General features: G+C 72.2%; 15 protein-coding genes. 10 read left to right on the forward strand and 5 right to left on the reverse strand.

Annotation, left to right across the window (positions count from 1 at the left end):
- The first annotated feature begins 149 nt into the window (after positions 1 to 149).
- From ACGFJ7_RS20215 to ACGFJ7_RS20250, 8 genes are all read left to right on the forward strand, one after another.
- Positions 150 to 500 (forward strand): hypothetical protein, encoded by a 351-nt coding sequence (locus ACGFJ7_RS20215; RefSeq protein WP_360251347.1) that lies wholly within the window; start codon positions 150 to 152, stop codon positions 498 to 500.
- On the forward strand, positions 497 to 1,228 hold the full coding sequence (locus tag ACGFJ7_RS20220; RefSeq protein WP_392643064.1) for an NAD-dependent epimerase/dehydratase family protein: 732 nt from the start codon (positions 497 to 499) through the stop codon (positions 1,226 to 1,228). The genes ACGFJ7_RS20215 and ACGFJ7_RS20220 overlap by 4 nt, the downstream gene beginning before the upstream one ends.
- A gap of 84 nt (positions 1,229 to 1,312) precedes the next feature.
- On the forward strand, positions 1,313 to 1,708 hold the full coding sequence (locus ACGFJ7_RS20225; RefSeq protein WP_360251353.1) for a DUF6188 family protein: 396 nt from the start codon (positions 1,313 to 1,315) through the stop codon (positions 1,706 to 1,708).
- Positions 1,709 to 1,721: 13 nt separating this feature from the next.
- Positions 1,722 to 2,078, forward strand: coding sequence for a hypothetical protein (locus ACGFJ7_RS20230; RefSeq protein WP_392643066.1), 357 nt, complete (start codon positions 1,722 to 1,724; stop codon positions 2,076 to 2,078).
- 858 nt (positions 2,079 to 2,936) lie between these two features.
- Entirely contained in the window at positions 2,937 to 3,491 is a 555-nt protein-coding gene (locus ACGFJ7_RS20235; protein WP_392643068.1) for a hypothetical protein, read from the forward strand.
- A 33-nt stretch (positions 3,492 to 3,524) separates the two neighbouring features.
- On the forward strand, positions 3,525 to 3,731 hold the full coding sequence (locus ACGFJ7_RS20240) for a hypothetical protein (protein ID WP_392643070.1): 207 nt from the start codon (positions 3,525 to 3,527) through the stop codon (positions 3,729 to 3,731).
- A 96-nt stretch (positions 3,732 to 3,827) separates the two neighbouring features.
- Positions 3,828 to 4,796 carry a zinc-dependent alcohol dehydrogenase family protein gene (locus ACGFJ7_RS20245; RefSeq protein ID WP_360251377.1) on the forward strand — a complete coding sequence of 323 codons (969 nt, stop codon included), beginning with the start codon at positions 3,828 to 3,830 and terminating at the stop codon, positions 4,794 to 4,796.
- Positions 4,793 to 5,581 (forward strand): GNAT family N-acetyltransferase, encoded by a 789-nt coding sequence (locus ACGFJ7_RS20250; RefSeq protein WP_392643072.1) that lies wholly within the window; start codon positions 4,793 to 4,795, stop codon positions 5,579 to 5,581. The genes ACGFJ7_RS20245 and ACGFJ7_RS20250 overlap by 4 nt, the downstream gene beginning before the upstream one ends.
- On the opposite strand, the gene ACGFJ7_RS20255 is transcribed toward ACGFJ7_RS20250, so the two are convergent.
- Positions 5,526 to 8,249 (reverse strand): AAA family ATPase, encoded by a 2,724-nt coding sequence (locus ACGFJ7_RS20255; RefSeq protein WP_392643074.1) that lies wholly within the window; start codon positions 8,247 to 8,249, stop codon positions 5,526 to 5,528. The genes ACGFJ7_RS20250 and ACGFJ7_RS20255 overlap by 56 nt on opposite strands.
- Positions 8,250 to 8,351: 102 nt before the next feature.
- On the opposite strand from ACGFJ7_RS20255, the gene ACGFJ7_RS20260 reads away from it, so the two are divergent.
- Both ACGFJ7_RS20260 and ACGFJ7_RS20265 read left to right on the forward strand, forming a co-directional pair.
- A complete protein-coding gene (locus tag ACGFJ7_RS20260; protein ID WP_392643076.1) occupies positions 8,352 to 9,923 on the forward strand; it encodes an FAD-dependent oxidoreductase in 1,572 nt (523 codons plus the stop codon).
- Positions 9,924 to 9,961: 38 nt separating this feature from the next.
- Positions 9,962 to 10,597, forward strand: coding sequence for a response regulator transcription factor (locus tag ACGFJ7_RS20265; protein ID WP_360251389.1), 636 nt, complete (start codon positions 9,962 to 9,964; stop codon positions 10,595 to 10,597).
- An 86-nt stretch (positions 10,598 to 10,683) separates the two neighbouring features.
- On the opposite strand, the gene ACGFJ7_RS20270 is transcribed toward ACGFJ7_RS20265, so the two are convergent.
- The 4 genes from ACGFJ7_RS20270 to ACGFJ7_RS20285 form a co-directional block, all read right to left on the reverse strand.
- Positions 10,684 to 11,403 (reverse strand): hypothetical protein, encoded by a 720-nt coding sequence (locus ACGFJ7_RS20270; RefSeq protein WP_360251392.1) that lies wholly within the window; start codon positions 11,401 to 11,403, stop codon positions 10,684 to 10,686.
- Between the two features lies 1 nt (position 11,404).
- A complete protein-coding gene (locus ACGFJ7_RS20275) occupies positions 11,405 to 12,259 on the reverse strand; it encodes an alpha/beta hydrolase (RefSeq protein ID WP_360251395.1) in 855 nt (284 codons plus the stop codon).
- A 183-nt stretch (positions 12,260 to 12,442) separates the two neighbouring features.
- On the reverse strand, positions 12,443 to 13,885 hold the full coding sequence (locus ACGFJ7_RS20280) for a hypothetical protein (RefSeq protein ID WP_392643079.1): 1,443 nt from the start codon (positions 13,883 to 13,885) through the stop codon (positions 12,443 to 12,445).
- 46 nt (positions 13,886 to 13,931) lie between these two features.
- A complete protein-coding gene (locus ACGFJ7_RS20285; RefSeq protein ID WP_360251401.1) occupies positions 13,932 to 14,699 on the reverse strand; it encodes an SDR family oxidoreductase in 768 nt (255 codons plus the stop codon).
- Positions 14,700 to 14,707 lie beyond the last annotated feature (8 nt).

The raw sequence follows: 14,707 nt of genomic DNA on the forward strand, positions 1-14,707 counted from the left end.
CCACCGCCCACGAACTGCTCGACCTGCTGCTGAAGGGCACCACCGCGGACGTACGGCCGGACCTGCGCAGCGCCGCCGAAGCCGCCCGCCGAACCGCTCCCCCTCGCCGCCGTCGTCGCCTGCCCCGGCTCGCCGCCGCGCTGGCCGCGGTGACCGCCCTGGCCGCCGGAACGGGCCTGGTCCTGGCCGCGAAGGCCGGCTTCGAAGACTACTGCCTCGGCCCGACCGAGATCTTCACCGGCGATCAGTCCATCGCCGTGGACGTCAGCCGGGGCGACGCCACCTCGTGCGCGGCGATCTGGCGCCGCGCGGTCAACCGCAACGGATACCGGGTGACGCTCTGCCCCGGCCGCGCCACCCTCGGCGTCGACTTCGACGGCACGGTCACCCCGGTCGCCGCCTCGGCCTTCGAAACCTGGGCCAAGCGCCGCACCCCGGCCGTCCTCCACGTTCGCATCCGCGACGGCGTGGTGATCCGCGTGGTAGGGATGGACCTGTGACCATCCTGCTGACCGGCGCGTCCGGAGCCATCGGCACCATGCTCCGCGAGCGCCTGCCCGCCCTGCGCGCCACCGACGTACGCCCGGCCGACGGCGTCGCGGAACTGGACGTGACCGACGCCGAAGCGGTCCGCGAGGCGTGCCGCGGCATCGACGCGGTGGTCCACCTGGGCGGCATCGCCGATGAGGGCCCGTTCGAGGACGTGCTGGCCGTCAACGTCCGCGGCACCGAGCGCGTCCTGCAGGCCGCCCACGAGACGGGTGTCCCCCGCGTGGTGCTGGCGTCGAGCAACCACGCGGTGGGCCTTCATCCGTACACCGAGGACCTTGCGGACGACACGCAGCCGCGCCCCGACTCCTACTACGGCTGGAGCAAGGCCGCGATGGAGTCGCTGGGACGGCTCTACCACGACCGGTACGGGCTGCATGTGGTCTGCCTGCGCATCGGCTCCTGCAAACCCCGGCCCGAGCACCCGCGCGACCTCGCGTCGTGGCTCTCCCCCGACGACATGGCGCGGCTCGTCCGGGCCTCGCTGACCGCGACCGGGTTCCACATCGTCTGGGGCGTCTCGGCCAACACCCGCCGGTGGTGGTCCCGCGCCGGCGGCGACGCCATCGGCTACGAACCGCGCGACGACGCCGAGAGGTGGGCGGGCGAGCTGGGCGAGCCGGATCCCACCGACGATCTCGTCGGCGGCCCGATGACCAGGCGGCCGCTCGGCGGTTGACGTCACAAGTTTTAAGGCCCCGTTATGGAAGCGGCGGTTACGGTCCAGCTCGTCAGTTCCCGACGAGCCCCCATCGAGGTACGCATGTCGCCGCTCTCCCCGCTGGTAGGACAGCACCTGGAATACGTCCGCCTGGGCGACGCCCTGGTCCTCAGCTTCTCCCGCGGCAGCCAGATCCTCATCGAGACGGCCGCCCACCTCACCACCCCCGAGACCCACACCCGGCTGCTTCCCGGCGACGACAGCTCCGACGCCCTGGCCTCCCTGCTGGGCGACGTGGTCAGCACCGCACAGACAGCCGACAACGGCGAACTGTCCCTCACCTTCGGCGCCGGCTACGAACTCTGCGTCCACCCGGACCCCGAGGTCGAGTCGTGGGCATTCACCAACCCCGACGGCCCCTTGATCGTCTGCCTCCCCGGTGGCGAACTCGCGTTCTGGGCCAACACCCGAGCCGCGACGACCCCCAAAGCCGGCTAGCGGCGTCATGGGAATGTACGCCTCAGCTCGCGGCTGGCTGGAGATGCGGTTCGAGCAGCGGAGCGCCGCTCAGGAAATCATCACGCGGCGTCATCACGAGCTCTATTCGGGCGGCTGGGCCTTCCCGACCGCGCCGTTCAACTGGACTCTGTACCTCTTCTACGGCGGTGACATCCGGGAACAGGAGCTGGACTGGCTCCGCGAAGCGATCGCCGAGCTGGCGGCGATGCCCCCGATCGACGACGACGGCGACCGGCCCACCGGCTTGTTCCTGATCACCGACGAACGCGGAGGAACAACTCAGTGGCAGATCCGGAACGGCTCCCTGGACGCCCGGCCGACACCCTCCCTGACCTGGCTCGGCGAGTGACGGCGAACCCGCTAAGCCCGGGCAGTGGGACCTCAGCATGAGCTAACGTCGACCCGCGCGCCGGGCAAAGGCACGTGGGAAGGTGCGTCATGTTCAGTCATGTTGCCTGTCTGCGGGCATTCTCCGCAGCGGCATGAGCCGGTTCGAGTCCGGCAGCCCGGCGCGCGCTGGGGCGTGGCGGCCCGCCGCCCAGCGCGGGAATTCGTCGTCGCTACGGTGTGTCGATGAAAATCTTGGCGAAGGCCCACTCAGAGGTTTCGCTCGAGCGGTTGCTCTGCCACCCCAAGCTGCCGTTGATAGCGGGCTGGGACAGCGAACGTCCTGCCGTTCGGATCTGGGAGTACGCGTCGGGGGCCTACGGGAGGCCGGCGCTGTCGGTACGGATTCGGCCTGCTACGAGGCCGCCGACGACGATCGGTTCGAACGGACACCCTCTGCCGCATGGCATCCGGACGAGCCACGGCTGGTGGTGGACGGTGACAGCACGGTCTGCTGGACCACTTCGGGCACCTCAACTGTCGAGGGCGTCACGCCGGTCGCCTACCGCCGGGATGTGGCGTTCAGTCCGGGTGGCCGGAGACTCTGGTTGTCATCCACCGGCGGAGAGGAGGGCTGGGAGTCCTCCATCACGCTCGACCTGACCTCAGGAGTGACCACGGCCGGCCCGCGCTGGGACACCGGGGTCGTTTCGCATCCAGCCGGAGGCCTCGTGGCCACGCTCCAGAGCGATCAGGGCGCCACGCTGGTGGTCTTTTCCCGGGACACCGGGCCGGCGCTACGGCCATTGCGGCGCGCGTTGATCCTTGACTGCGACGGCTATGAGGCCCCGTCTTCAGCCCCGACGGGCGGCATTTCGCAGTGCGAGGCAACGCCTATGACAACTCGCTGGAGGTGTTCGATTTCCCCGCACTGCGCCGCGTCCTCGGGCTGACCCTCGGGGAGCCGAATCCGGGTTATCCCTACCCGCAGGACTGGCTGGACAGGATGCACGCGTGGTCACGGCACAACGTCACCTTCGGGCCCTCTCCAGGCGTTGTCTGGATCGGGACGCCGGAGGGCGCCGTCATCGAGCTCGAGATCGACGCGAATGAGGTGACCGAACATGAGGTGCTGCCCAGGTCGGCGGTGACTGCCATGGCGGCGGTCGCGACAGGCGAGCTGATCGTCGCGGGCCCAGACGGCACGCTTCTGGCGCTGTCGGTGCGACAGGGCGGCCCGGTCGAGGCATCGACGGCGTCGGTGACCGAGTTCCTCACCGGCACGACTGAGGCTTCCTCCCTTGACCTGGATCAGCTCGACCTCACCGACGGAACCCGGACCTGGCGGCCAGGCGACCTGAAAACGGTCACCGAGACCTCAGCGAGCGATCCGTCCTGGCTGAAGATCCAGGCTGCCATGAACGGACTCACCTGACAGCAACGCCTTGGCGTCGACGAGCCGGGCCACGTGGGCTTTCTGGGCGGTGAGCTCGCCGGGTTCGCCGACCTGCTGCCGGCGGCGGCGCAGCTATTAGCCGTACAGCAGATGGGCTCGAGCCAGACCGGCGTCCCGCAGGCCGCGCAGGGCCCGGCAGAAGAACTCGTCGGCGTGACCGAACGCCGCGTCGTACCGGCCCAGCCCGAGTTCGAGGATCGTGAGCGCGTAGTGAGATGACCGCCCGCATCGCCGGGGAAACGCGGTCTGCCCGCGGGGGCAGGATGCCGGAGTCGGGGGCGTCGCCGGGCTGCCGGGCACATAGCGTCGCCCTCCATGAAATCGCTTCAGCTGCACGAGTTCGGCAAGCTCGAGAGCCTGCGGATCGTCGACGTGGTTCCGGCGCCGCTCGAGGCCGGTCAGGTCCGGGTCGCCATCGAGGCCGCGCCCATCAACCCGTCCGACTTCCTGACCGTCAGCGGCCGGTACGCCGTACGGCCGCCGCTGCCGTCACCGCTCGGCGCCGAGGGTGTCGGTGTGGTCACCGAGGTCGGCGCCGGTGTCACCGCGGTCACCACCGGCGACCTGGTCCTCGTGCTGCCCAACCCGCAGCCGGGCACCTGGCAGGAGGAGGCCGTGGTGCCGGAGCGGTTCGTGGTGCGGGCCGACCCGAACGCCGACCCGGCCCAGCTGGCCACGGCCGGCATCAACGCCGCCACCGCGTACCTGCTGCTGGGCTACGGCGACGGGCTGAAGCCGGGCGACTGGGTCGTGCAGACCGCCGCCAACTCCGCGCTCGGCGCGTTCGTCGTCGCGCTGGCCCGGCACCGCGGGCTGCGCACGCTCAACGTGGTGCGGCGGCCCGGGGCCGAGGTGCCGGGTGGCGACGCCGTCGTGGTCAGCGACGACACGTTGATGGCCCAGGTCCGTGACGTCCTGGACGGTGAGCGGCCGGCGCTGCTGCTCGACGGGGTGAGCGGGCCGGTCGTGGACAGCCTGGCGGCGGTGCTGTCGGTGAACGCGCACATCGTGAACTTCGCCGCGCTCAGCGGGCAGCCGCTGGTCGTCGACCGCGTGCACCTGCTCTTCAAGAACCTGAACGTGCACGGCTTCTGGCTCAACAACTGGATCGCCACCGCGCCGCGGGCGGAGATCGAGCGGGTGTACGCGGAAGTGACCGGGCTCATCGCCGACGGGGTCCTGCGTACGGAGATCGCCGCGCAGTATGGACTCGGCGACTACGCGCGCGCCCTCGCGCACGCGAGCGCGCCGGACCGTACGGGAAAGGTGGTCTTCCGCCGATGACGGAAGTGAACGAGCTCGCCGAGCTGACCGAGGCCGCGTTCATGTACGACTACGAGACCCGCATGCCCGCGGCCGCGCGCGATCGGCTCGGCGTGGCCGCGGCCCGGATCGGCGGCGGCGTGGTCCTGGCCATGCGGCACGATCCGGCGTCGTACTGGAGCAAGGCTCTCGGTTTCGGTGTGACCGAGCCGTTCACCCCGGCCGTCCTCGACGAGGTCCTCGACTTCTACCGCACCCACCGGGTGCGGCAGGCGGTCCTCCAGCTGATCCCGTCGGTGCTGCCGGCCGGATTCGCCGGCCGGGGCCTCGAGAAGACCAGCACCTGGGTCAAGCTGGGCGGCGACCCGGCCGCGATCGCGGACACTCCGACCGATCTGCGGATCGCCGCCGTGACACCGGAGACGGCCGAGGAGTGGGCCGGCGCCGTGCTGGACACGTTCGGCATGCCCGGCGGCGACCTCACCACGATGCTCGCCTCGACCGCCGGCCGGGCCGGTTGGCGGCCGTTCGGCGCGTGGGACGGCGACCAGGTGGTCGCCGGGGGCAACGTCTACCTCAACGGCGACGGGGCCGGGCTGAACGCCGCCGCGACCAGGCCGACGCATCGCGGCCGGGGCGCGCAGTCGGCCCTCATCGCGGCCCGGGCGCGGGCGGCGGCCGAGGCCGGATGCGGCCGGCTGTTCGCCGAGACCTGGCGCGGCGAGGGCAACCAGTCACTGTCCAACATGGTCAGCGCCGGTCTGGTGCCTCTGTACGAGCGGGAGAACTGGACAGTGCGCTTCTGAGCTGGTTGCGGTTGCTGATGCCCAGCTTCGGGAAGACCTTGTACAGGTGGGTTCCGATCGTGCGGTGCGACAGGTAGAGCTGGTCGGCGATCTCCTTGTTGGTCAGGCCGTCCGCGGCCAGCTCGACGATGCGCCGTTCCTGCGCCGTCAACTCGTTGAGCGTGTTCCGGCCGGGGCGCGACGCGACGGGCGCGACCCCGGCCGCGCGCAGCTCGGTCGAGGCACGCTCGGCCCACGGATGCGCGCCGGCGCCCTCGAACGCCCGCAGGGCCGCGCTCAGCTGCTCCCGGGCGTCGACGATGCGCCGGCGGCGGCGCAGCCATTCCCCGTACGCCAAGCGGGTCCTGGCCACCTCGAGCACGGCCGGGTTGTCCTCGGCGGCCAGCGCCGCCTCGTAATGCTCCTCCGCCTCGGGTCCCGGGGCGATCTGCGCGAGGCCGCGGCGGACGAGGTTCTTGAGGTACGGGCTGGGGAACGCCGCCGCGCGGTCGAGCAGCGGCTGCACGACGGCCGTACGCCCGGTGCGCACCGCGGCCTCGGTCAGGTCGCCGAGCGACCACAGCCCGGTGGTGCCGATGGCCTGGGCGCCCTCCAGGGCCGTCCACGCGTCCTCGTACCGGTGCTCGTTCAGGGCGACCAGCCCGGCCGACCAGCTCGCCCGGGCTTTGATGAACGTGACGTCGAGCCCGTCGCCGAGCGCGATCGCGGCCAGCGCCCGCGCGTTGTCGCCCTGCCACGCGTACGCCCGGGCCGCGACGATCGCCGAGTCGGCCGCGGTGACCCGCAGTCCGAGGTCGGAGCTGAGGCGCAGCGCCATCTCGGCGTCGGCCAGGCCGTCGCGCAGCTGCCCGAACCCGACCCGGATGAGCGCGCGCTCTCGCATGGTCCACGCCTCGTCGCCCGGCGCCCCGGCCCGGTGGAAGTGGTCGACGCCCAGGCTCCACCACTCCGATGCGGCCGGCAGGTCGTGCACCGCCTGGGCCATCAGCCCGACCCCGATGATGATCTGCGAGCGGCTCGGTGACGTCCCCTCGGCCAGGTAGGCCCGGACCGCCCGGCCCAGCTCGGGCAGCCGCTCGCGGGCCTCGGCGGCGTGCCTCACCGGGTCGAGCAGCACCCGGCCGACCAGCGCGTGCGGGCTTCGCGCGCCGGCGTCGGCGGCCACGATGGCGTCGTCGAGGCGCGCCCGCAGGTCGGCCGGCAGCCCCTCGATGGCGTTGGCGGTGGCCGCCGTGGCCAGCACGCGCAGGCGCTGCATCCGGTTCTCGTCCCCGCCCGGCCCGGCCAGGCGGGCGACCAGGTCGAGCAGTTCGCCGGTGCTGTGGCCGGGCACGGCCGCGCTGGCGCCCAGGGCGACCTCGGTGAGCGTGAGGTGGGTGAGCACGTCGGGGTCGGCGGCGAGCGGCCAGGCCTCCCGGACCAGCAGCGCGCTGGCGGCCACCTCGCCGGCCTGCCGGGCCACCTCGGCCGCGGCCGCGAGCCGGCGGCTGCGGTCGGTCACCGAGGACGACAGGGCGGCGGCGCGGCGCAGGGCCGCCACCGCCTCGATCTGCGCGCTGCGGTCCCGGGCCCGATCCGCTGTCTGCTCCAGGGCGGCCGCGACCGCGTCGTCGTAGTCGGGGGTGGCCGCGGCGGCGTGCCAGGCGGCCCGGTCGGGGTCGGTGGCGGTGTCGGCCAGCAGGCGGTGGGCGGCGGTCCGTTCGGCGAACGAGGCGGCGTTGTAGACGGCCGAGCGTACGAGCGGATGGCGCGGCACGACCCGGTCGCCGGCCACGGCGGCCAGCCGGGCCCGCTCGATCGGGGCGAAGTCGTCCAGGGTGAGCCCGGCCCCGGCCGCGGCGGCCATCAGCTGCCGCAGGGACGACTCGGGGGCGGCGGCGATCAGCAGGAGCATCTGCCGGCTGCGCTCGGGCAGGCCGGCCGCGCCGTCGAGGAAGGCCTGCTCGAGGCGGCGGGTCATCGGCAGCCACTGGTCGCCGGCCCGGGCCGGGGTCAGCGCCCGGGGCAGCTCGGTGAGGGCCAGGGGGTTGCCGACGGCCTCGGCCAGGATCCGCTTGCGGGTGGGCGCGTCGAGGCCTGCGAGCAGCTGCTCGGACGCCTGCTCGCCGAGCGGGCCCAGCGGGAGCTGCGGCAGCGAGGCGAACAGCTCCGAGGCGTGGCGCATCGTGATGATCATCAGGACCGGGGCCTGGGACAGGCGGCGCGCCGCGAAGGCGACGGTCTGCGCGGTGGAGGCGTCGAGCCACTGCGCGTCCTCGACCACGACCAGCGTGGGCTGCTCCGACGCGTACTCCTCGAGCAGGCCGAGCGCCGCCAGGCCGGTCATCAGCCGGCTCGGCGCCGGCCCGTCGGCCCGGCCGAGCGCGACCTCCAGGGCCTGCCGCTGCCGGGCCGGCAGGCTGGGCAGGCGGTCGAGCACGGGGTGGAACAGCTCGTGCAGCCCGGCGAAGCCGGCCGTGGTCTCGCTGGCCACGCCGGTGCAGCGCAGCTCACGGAAGCCCCGTTCGGCGGCGATCGCGGCCACCGCGGCGGCCAGGGTGCTCTTGCCGATGCCGGCCTCACCCTCGACCACGACGGCCTGCCCGCCGGCGCCGACCGCGTCCAGCAGCTCACGGAAGTGGGCCAGCTCGGTCTCGCGCCCCACGAGGAAGGGTGTCTGCGCCGGCACAAGATCGAGCTTAGCGGCGGTGTGGGCAAGCGCCGTTGCCCGTGTGACGCCGGAAACTCGGCCCGGGTGACGGAGGCCACCCGCCCCTGTCACGGTTGCCGGGTGAACAGGACGTCTTTCCCCGAGATCGAGGATCTGCCCGCCGCCGCGACCGCCCGGCTCGACGCCGAGCAGTTGGCGCGCGCGGCCGCGTACGGCGCCGAGGTGACCGTGACCGCCGGGACGCGGCTGTACGAGGTGGGCGAGACGAACTGCGACCTGATCGTGTCCCGGAGCGCCACGCTGTGGGACGGCCTCTTCACGTACGGGCCGGGTGGTTTCGCCGGTGAGCTGAGCCTGCTGACCAGCCAGACCCGTAACCAGGCGGTCACCGTGGTCGAGCCGGGCACGGTCCGGGTCATCGACCAGGCGTCGTTCCGGCGGTTGATGGCCCAGCAGACCGACCTGGGCGACCTGTTCCTGCGGGCCTTTCTGGCCCGGCGCCGCTTGCTGCGGCTGGGGGCCGAGCAGTCGACGACCATCGTCGGCGATCCCCGCTCGGGCGATGGGCTGGCCCTGCGGGTGTTCCTGTCCCGTCAAGGACTGCCGCATCTGTGGCTGGACGCCGCGTCGGCCGAGGCGCACGGCGTACTGAAGCAAGCCGGTCTGTCGCCCGAGGATCTGCCGGTGGCGCTGACGCCGGCCGGCGCGATGCGGCGGGTGACGCCGGGGATCATCAGCGAACGGCTGGGGCTGACCTACAGCAGCATCGGCCGGGGCACGGTCGACCTGGCCATCGTCGGCGCCGGGCCGGCCGGCCTGGCCGCGGCCGTCTACGGCGCCTCGGAGGGACTGAGCACGCTGCTGCTGGACATGGTGGCCACCGGCGGGCAGGCGGCCACCAGCGCCCGGATCGAGAACTACCTGGGCTTCCCGTTCGGGCTGAGCGGGCTCGATCTGACCACGCGGGCGGCGGTGCAGGCGCTGAAGTTCGGGGCCGAGATCGCCACGCCGTGCGGGGTGTCGGCGCTGCGCCCGGGCGAGAAGGAGCACGTGGTGGTGCTGAACGACGGCACCGAGATCCCGGCCCGGGCGGTCATCGTCGCGACCGGCGCCGCCTACCGGTCGCTGCCGATCGACCGCTGGGACCACTTCGTCGGCAACGGCGTCTATCACGCCGCGACCGACCTGGAGGCCCAGGGCGTGGCGGGCGAGCCGGTGGCGGTGGTCGGCGGGGCCAACTCGGCCGGGCAGGCGTCGTTGCACCTGGCCCGCTACGCCAGCCACGTGACGCTGATCGTCCGCGGTACCGACCTCTCCGCCAAGATGTCCTCGTACCTGGTCGAACGGATCCTGGCCGACCCCCGGATCACCGTCCTCACCGGCACCGAGATCTCCGGCATCGGCGGCGGCGACCGCGTCGAGAGCCTGACCCTCACCGGCCGCGACGAGCCCTTGGAGTGCCGCGGCGTGTTCAGTTTCATCGGCGCCACCGCGGCCACGGACTGGCTCGACGGCGTCGAAACCGACAAAGACGGATTTATCTGTACGGACGCCGTCTTCGCCACCTCCGTTCCCCGCGTCTTCGCCGTCGGCGACGTCCGCCACGGCTCCCTCAAGCGGGTCGCGGCGGCCGTCGGCGAGGGATCGGCCGCGGTGCGTTCCGTCCATCAGTCCCTGTCTTCAGTGATTTGACTTATGCCTCCGCCGTCATCGCACGGCACTGTTGCCTCATGACCCAGACCCTGGTCCCCACGCTCGACGTGTCGGTGCAGGCCACCGACTCGCTCACCCTGGCCGGGCTGACCGTGCTGCTGGAGGGCCGGCCCGAACTGCGGGTGCTCGGCCCCGAGCAGGCCGGCGGCGACGTGCTGGTGTTCGCCGCCGACCGGCTGGACGCCCGGGTGGTGGCGGCGCTGCGGCGCTCGGCCACCGCCACCCGCCGGCCGGTGGTGCTGGTGCTCGACGAGATGAACGATTCCGAGCTGCTGCTCGCCGTCGAGTGCCGGGTCCACTCGGTGCTGCCGCGGGCGGCGGTGACCGCCGAACGGCTGACCCGGGCGGTCACCGCCGTCGCCGCCGGCGACGGGGTGATGCCGCCCCCACTCGTCGGCGACCTGCTCAAGCACCTGCGCGACCTGCAGCAGCGCGTGCTCGACGAGGCCGGGCTGAACGCGGCCGGGCTCACCCCGCGCGAGATCGAGGTGATCCGGCTGATGGCCGAAGGCCTGGAGACCACCGAGATCGCCGGCCGGCTCAGCTACTCGGAACGCACCGTCAAGGGGATCATCCACACGATCACCCGGCGGCTCGGGCTGCGCAACCGGTCGCACATCATCGCCCACGCGATGCGCTACGGCGTCATCTGACCAGCTGGGCGCGGTTGGTCACGCCCGCTTAGCCGAACGCCTCGTACCTCGGGGACCCGGCGCCGGAGCCCGGGTCCCCGCCGGGGTCACGCGACCGTGACGTCCTTCAGGTCGATCGAGACGATGAGCGGATCCGGAACCTTCCGGTTGTTCTCGTCCGTGCTGTAGATCTTCCGGCTGGTCGCCACGACCAGGCCGTCGACGGTGGCGAAGTCGAGCGCGTACTGTGCGCTCGGCGCCCGGCCGGCGATGTCGACGGTGTAGTCGCGCCGCCGGATCAGGCCGTCCGCGTCGACGTAGAGCACCTGGCGCGGGGTGTGGGTGGCGATGCCGTCCGGATAGGTGACGGCCAGCCGGCGGAACGTCTTGCCGTCCTCGGTCCAGCCGTCGATCTCCTCGGTCCGCACGCCCGGCAGCAGCAGTGATGCCGGCTCGGTGGTGTACGTCCACATCGCGTACCCGGAGAAGTAGGCCAGTTGCAGTCGGCTCCACGGGGTGGTGAGCACGTGCCCGGCGAACGAGTCGCGCGGGTGGAGCAGCTCCTCGACCACCTCGCCGTCCGCGGTCTCCACGGCGACGCGCTGCGGCGTGAAGTTGGTGTGGTGGCCCGCCTCGAAGAACGGCTCCTGCCGGGTGTGCTCGCGGTGCAGATCGACTGTCACCTGGACGTCGTCGAGCGCACCGGGCCAGCCCTTCATGCCCCAGAGCACGCCGCCGAAGAACTGGCGGGCGCTGATCTGCTGAGCCTGCTCCCAGGCCGCGCGACCGCCGTACGTCTCAAGAATCACTTCGAGCAGATCGGCCATGTCACTTGTCTCCTTCGCTGAGGAATGCGTTGACGTCAGCGGCGGCCTCGGCCGCGTACTGGAAGAGCGAAGCGTGCGCGGCGTCCGGGTAGATGCGGATCCGCGCGTCCGGGATGAGCCCGGCCATGGTGTAGCTGCCCTTGGTCGGGATCATCAGGTCGTCGTCGCCCTGCAGGATCAGCGTGGGGGCGGTGATACCGGTCAGCCGCTGCAGCGCGGAGTGGTCCGGGATGCCCCACTCGATGATGGCGTCGAACTGGGCGTCGCGGACGGCCACGGTGGTCGGCTCGTCCCGGTTCTCGGTACGGGCGAAGATGCGGCCCAGGAACTGTTTGCCGAGCGCCTGGCTGGTCTCGGTGTGCGCGAAGAAGATGTAGAGCAGATCCTCGGCGTCGTTCACCTCGGCCCGTGCGTGCGACGCGATGTCCTCGCGCCACGCGTGCATGCCGGGCGCGCCCTTGGGGCCGGTGCCGGCCAGCACCAGCTTGCGAACCAGTCCGGGCCGGACGAGGGCGATCTCCTGGGCCACGAACCCGCCGAGGGAGAAGCCGAGCAGGTCGATCCGCTCGAGCCCGAGGGCGTCGGCGAAGGCGATGATGTCGCGGGCGCTGCGCGCCACGGACGGCGCCGGCTCGCCGGTGGAGGCGCCCACGCCGGCGTAGTCGACGAGGATGACCTCGCGGGAGGCGGCGAGACCGTCGGTCAGGGCCGGGTCCCAGTTGTCGAGGTTGCCGCGGAAGTGCTGAAGCAGCACCAGCGGCACGCCCCCGCCGGTGCCGAACCGGCGGTAGGCGTACGAGACGCCGCCGGCCTCGGCGAACCGGGTCGGCGCGGTGTGATGGGTGATGTCAGGCATGACTCCAGTTGAGCCCCGGTTGCGGCCACCCGCCGAGGACCGGCGCCCACCCATGGCCTAAAGGGTCACGCCGGTCGCCCCCGCGCACTGTTCTCGAGCGCTGATCAGAGGACCTGGTTCGACTGGGGGTCTAGATCTGCTTGGGCGTTCCCTCTCCCGCCGCCCAGAAGCACAGGTCGTAGTTCACCGGCCGGCCAGGGTGCGCTGGGTGGGCCAGAGCTTGGCCGGGTTCAGGCCGACGCCCTTGACGCAGTTGTCGATGAACATCTCGGTGTCGGCCTGGTACTCCATCTGATTGGTCAGGCACACGTAGAGGTCCACGGCCTTCTGGCGTCCGCCGGTGCGTTCGGCGGCCAGGAACATCGTTGAACTCAGGTTGTAGTTGTAGCTCTGGCGCTTGGCGTCGGGGGCGTAGAACGTCTCGCTGGGCGGGAACGGGCCCGCCGGGCGGTAGGCGCGGCCGGCTCGGACGGCGCGCGTCGCCGTCTGGGCGTATCCGGGAGCGTCGAGGAACTCGACCCAGCGGGCGAAGCCCTCGATCGGCCAGCTGGCCTGCACGTTGGTCGACTTGGGGCCGTAGCCGCCGGCCCTGGACTGGATCAGGTGCGGGGCGATGGCGTGGGCCATCTCGTGGGCCATCACGGTCTGCGTCTGGCGGACGCTGGTGAACCGCGACATGTCGAGCACGATCCGGGAGCCGGCGCCGCGGCGGATCCAGGAGGGCTGGTTCGGCTCGTGCAGCACCTTCGGGTTGGGACGGTCGAACTGCTCCGTCCCCTCGTCGTCGGTCGCCCGTGGGAAGACGGTGACGCCGACGGCGCCCTGCCGGGACACGTTGTTGTCGTACCACTTCAGGAACTGCTTGTGGTCACCCAGGAAGATCACAAAACCGGAAGTGCCGTACGGGCGTGCGCCCCACAACGACCGCACCAGCTTCGCCGCCCGCTGCGCGGCCGGCAGGTACACCTTCGGATCCCAGGTGCTGCCCACGGCCGAGGCGACTGTGATGCCGCCGGCCGTGGCGGTCCGCAGGGGTACGTCGTCGGCCGGCGGGAACAGCAGCGGGTTCTGGTACTGCGGGTTCCAGCTGGGCGCGGCGTCGGTGATGGTGACGGTGTCGCCGGTGAAGGCGAGTTTCCAGTCGTACGGGATGACCGAGCGGTCGACGTCGGCGGTGAGCCGGGAGATCTGGTCGATGACGACGTCCGGCTTCTCGTCGAAGACGGCGGTGGCCGTGACGTTGCTCAGCGACAGGTCGAACGAGGCGAAGCGGAACTGCCGCAGGTTGGCGAACCGCTTCCGCTCGAAGGCGATCGCCTTGGTGGCGGCCGGGTCGATGTCGGCCAGCCACGCTTTCTCGTCACCGGCCTTGAACGCCGCCGCCCGCCTCGCGAGCATCTGGTCGATGAGCCGCAGCCGGCGGTCGGCGTCGCTCTCGTGCGACTGGGCGACGGTCGCCGTGACCGCCTCGGGCGCCGCGTCCCCGGGCCGCGACACGACGACCACCCCGGCCACGGCGACCGCGACCGCCGCGACGGCCGCCGGTGCGATCCATCGCCGCGGCGACTGTTTCGGTGGGACGAACTCCGGCGCCGTCTCGAACGTGGCTGGCCGAATCTCCGGCATCAGAACAAATCCCCCAAGATCGCGATCAATGCGGGGCCAGCGTAGATCAGGCCGTTTCGCCCCCGTCGGCCAGCAGGGTGCTGCCGGTCATGAAACAGGACAGGTCGCTCGCGCAGAACAGGGCGACGCGGGCGATGTCGTCGGGGGTGCCGGGGCGGCCGATCGGGCTGGTCATCATGAGCGGGGTGGGCGGGATGTCACCGGTCATGAGGGCGGCGGCCGCGGCCATCGTGCCCTCGGTGGGCACGAAGCTGGGGGCGACGCCGAGCACCCGGATGCCCCGGGGCGCCAGCTCCACCGCCATCTCCCGGGTGAGGCCGCGGGCGGCGTGCTTCGACCCGACGTACGCGGCCAGGCCGGGCGCGCTGGCCCGGAACCCGGCCGTGGAGATGATGTTCACCACGACGCCACCTCCGGTCATCCGCCGGGCCGCCTCGCGGGTGCCCACGAAGACGCCGCGGGCGTTCACCGCGAACACCGCGTCCCACGCCTCGTCGGTCATCTCGAGCAGCGGGACGCTCGGGAAGACCCCCGCGTTGTTGACCCAGATCTCCAGGCTGTCCAGCAGGCCGGCCGCGGCCGCGACCGAGGCGCTGTCGGTCACGTCCATGTGGGTGCCGATGGCTTTCACCCCGTACCGGGCGGCGAGGTCGGCGGCGGCCTTCGCCGCCAGGTCGGCGTCGAGGTCGCCGAGCAGGACGTCGGCGCCGGCCTCGGCCAGGCGCTCGGCGATGGCCTGGCCGAGCCCGCGGGCGCCGCCGGTGACGACGGCGCGGCGGCCGCGCAGGGAGATGAGGTCGTGCAGCGAAGGCATGCGGGATC

Origin of the sequence: Actinoplanes sp. NPDC048988 (genome assembly GCF_043197815.1) — a bacterium.
Lineage (GTDB): Bacteria > Actinomycetota > Actinomycetes > Mycobacteriales > Micromonosporaceae > Actinoplanes.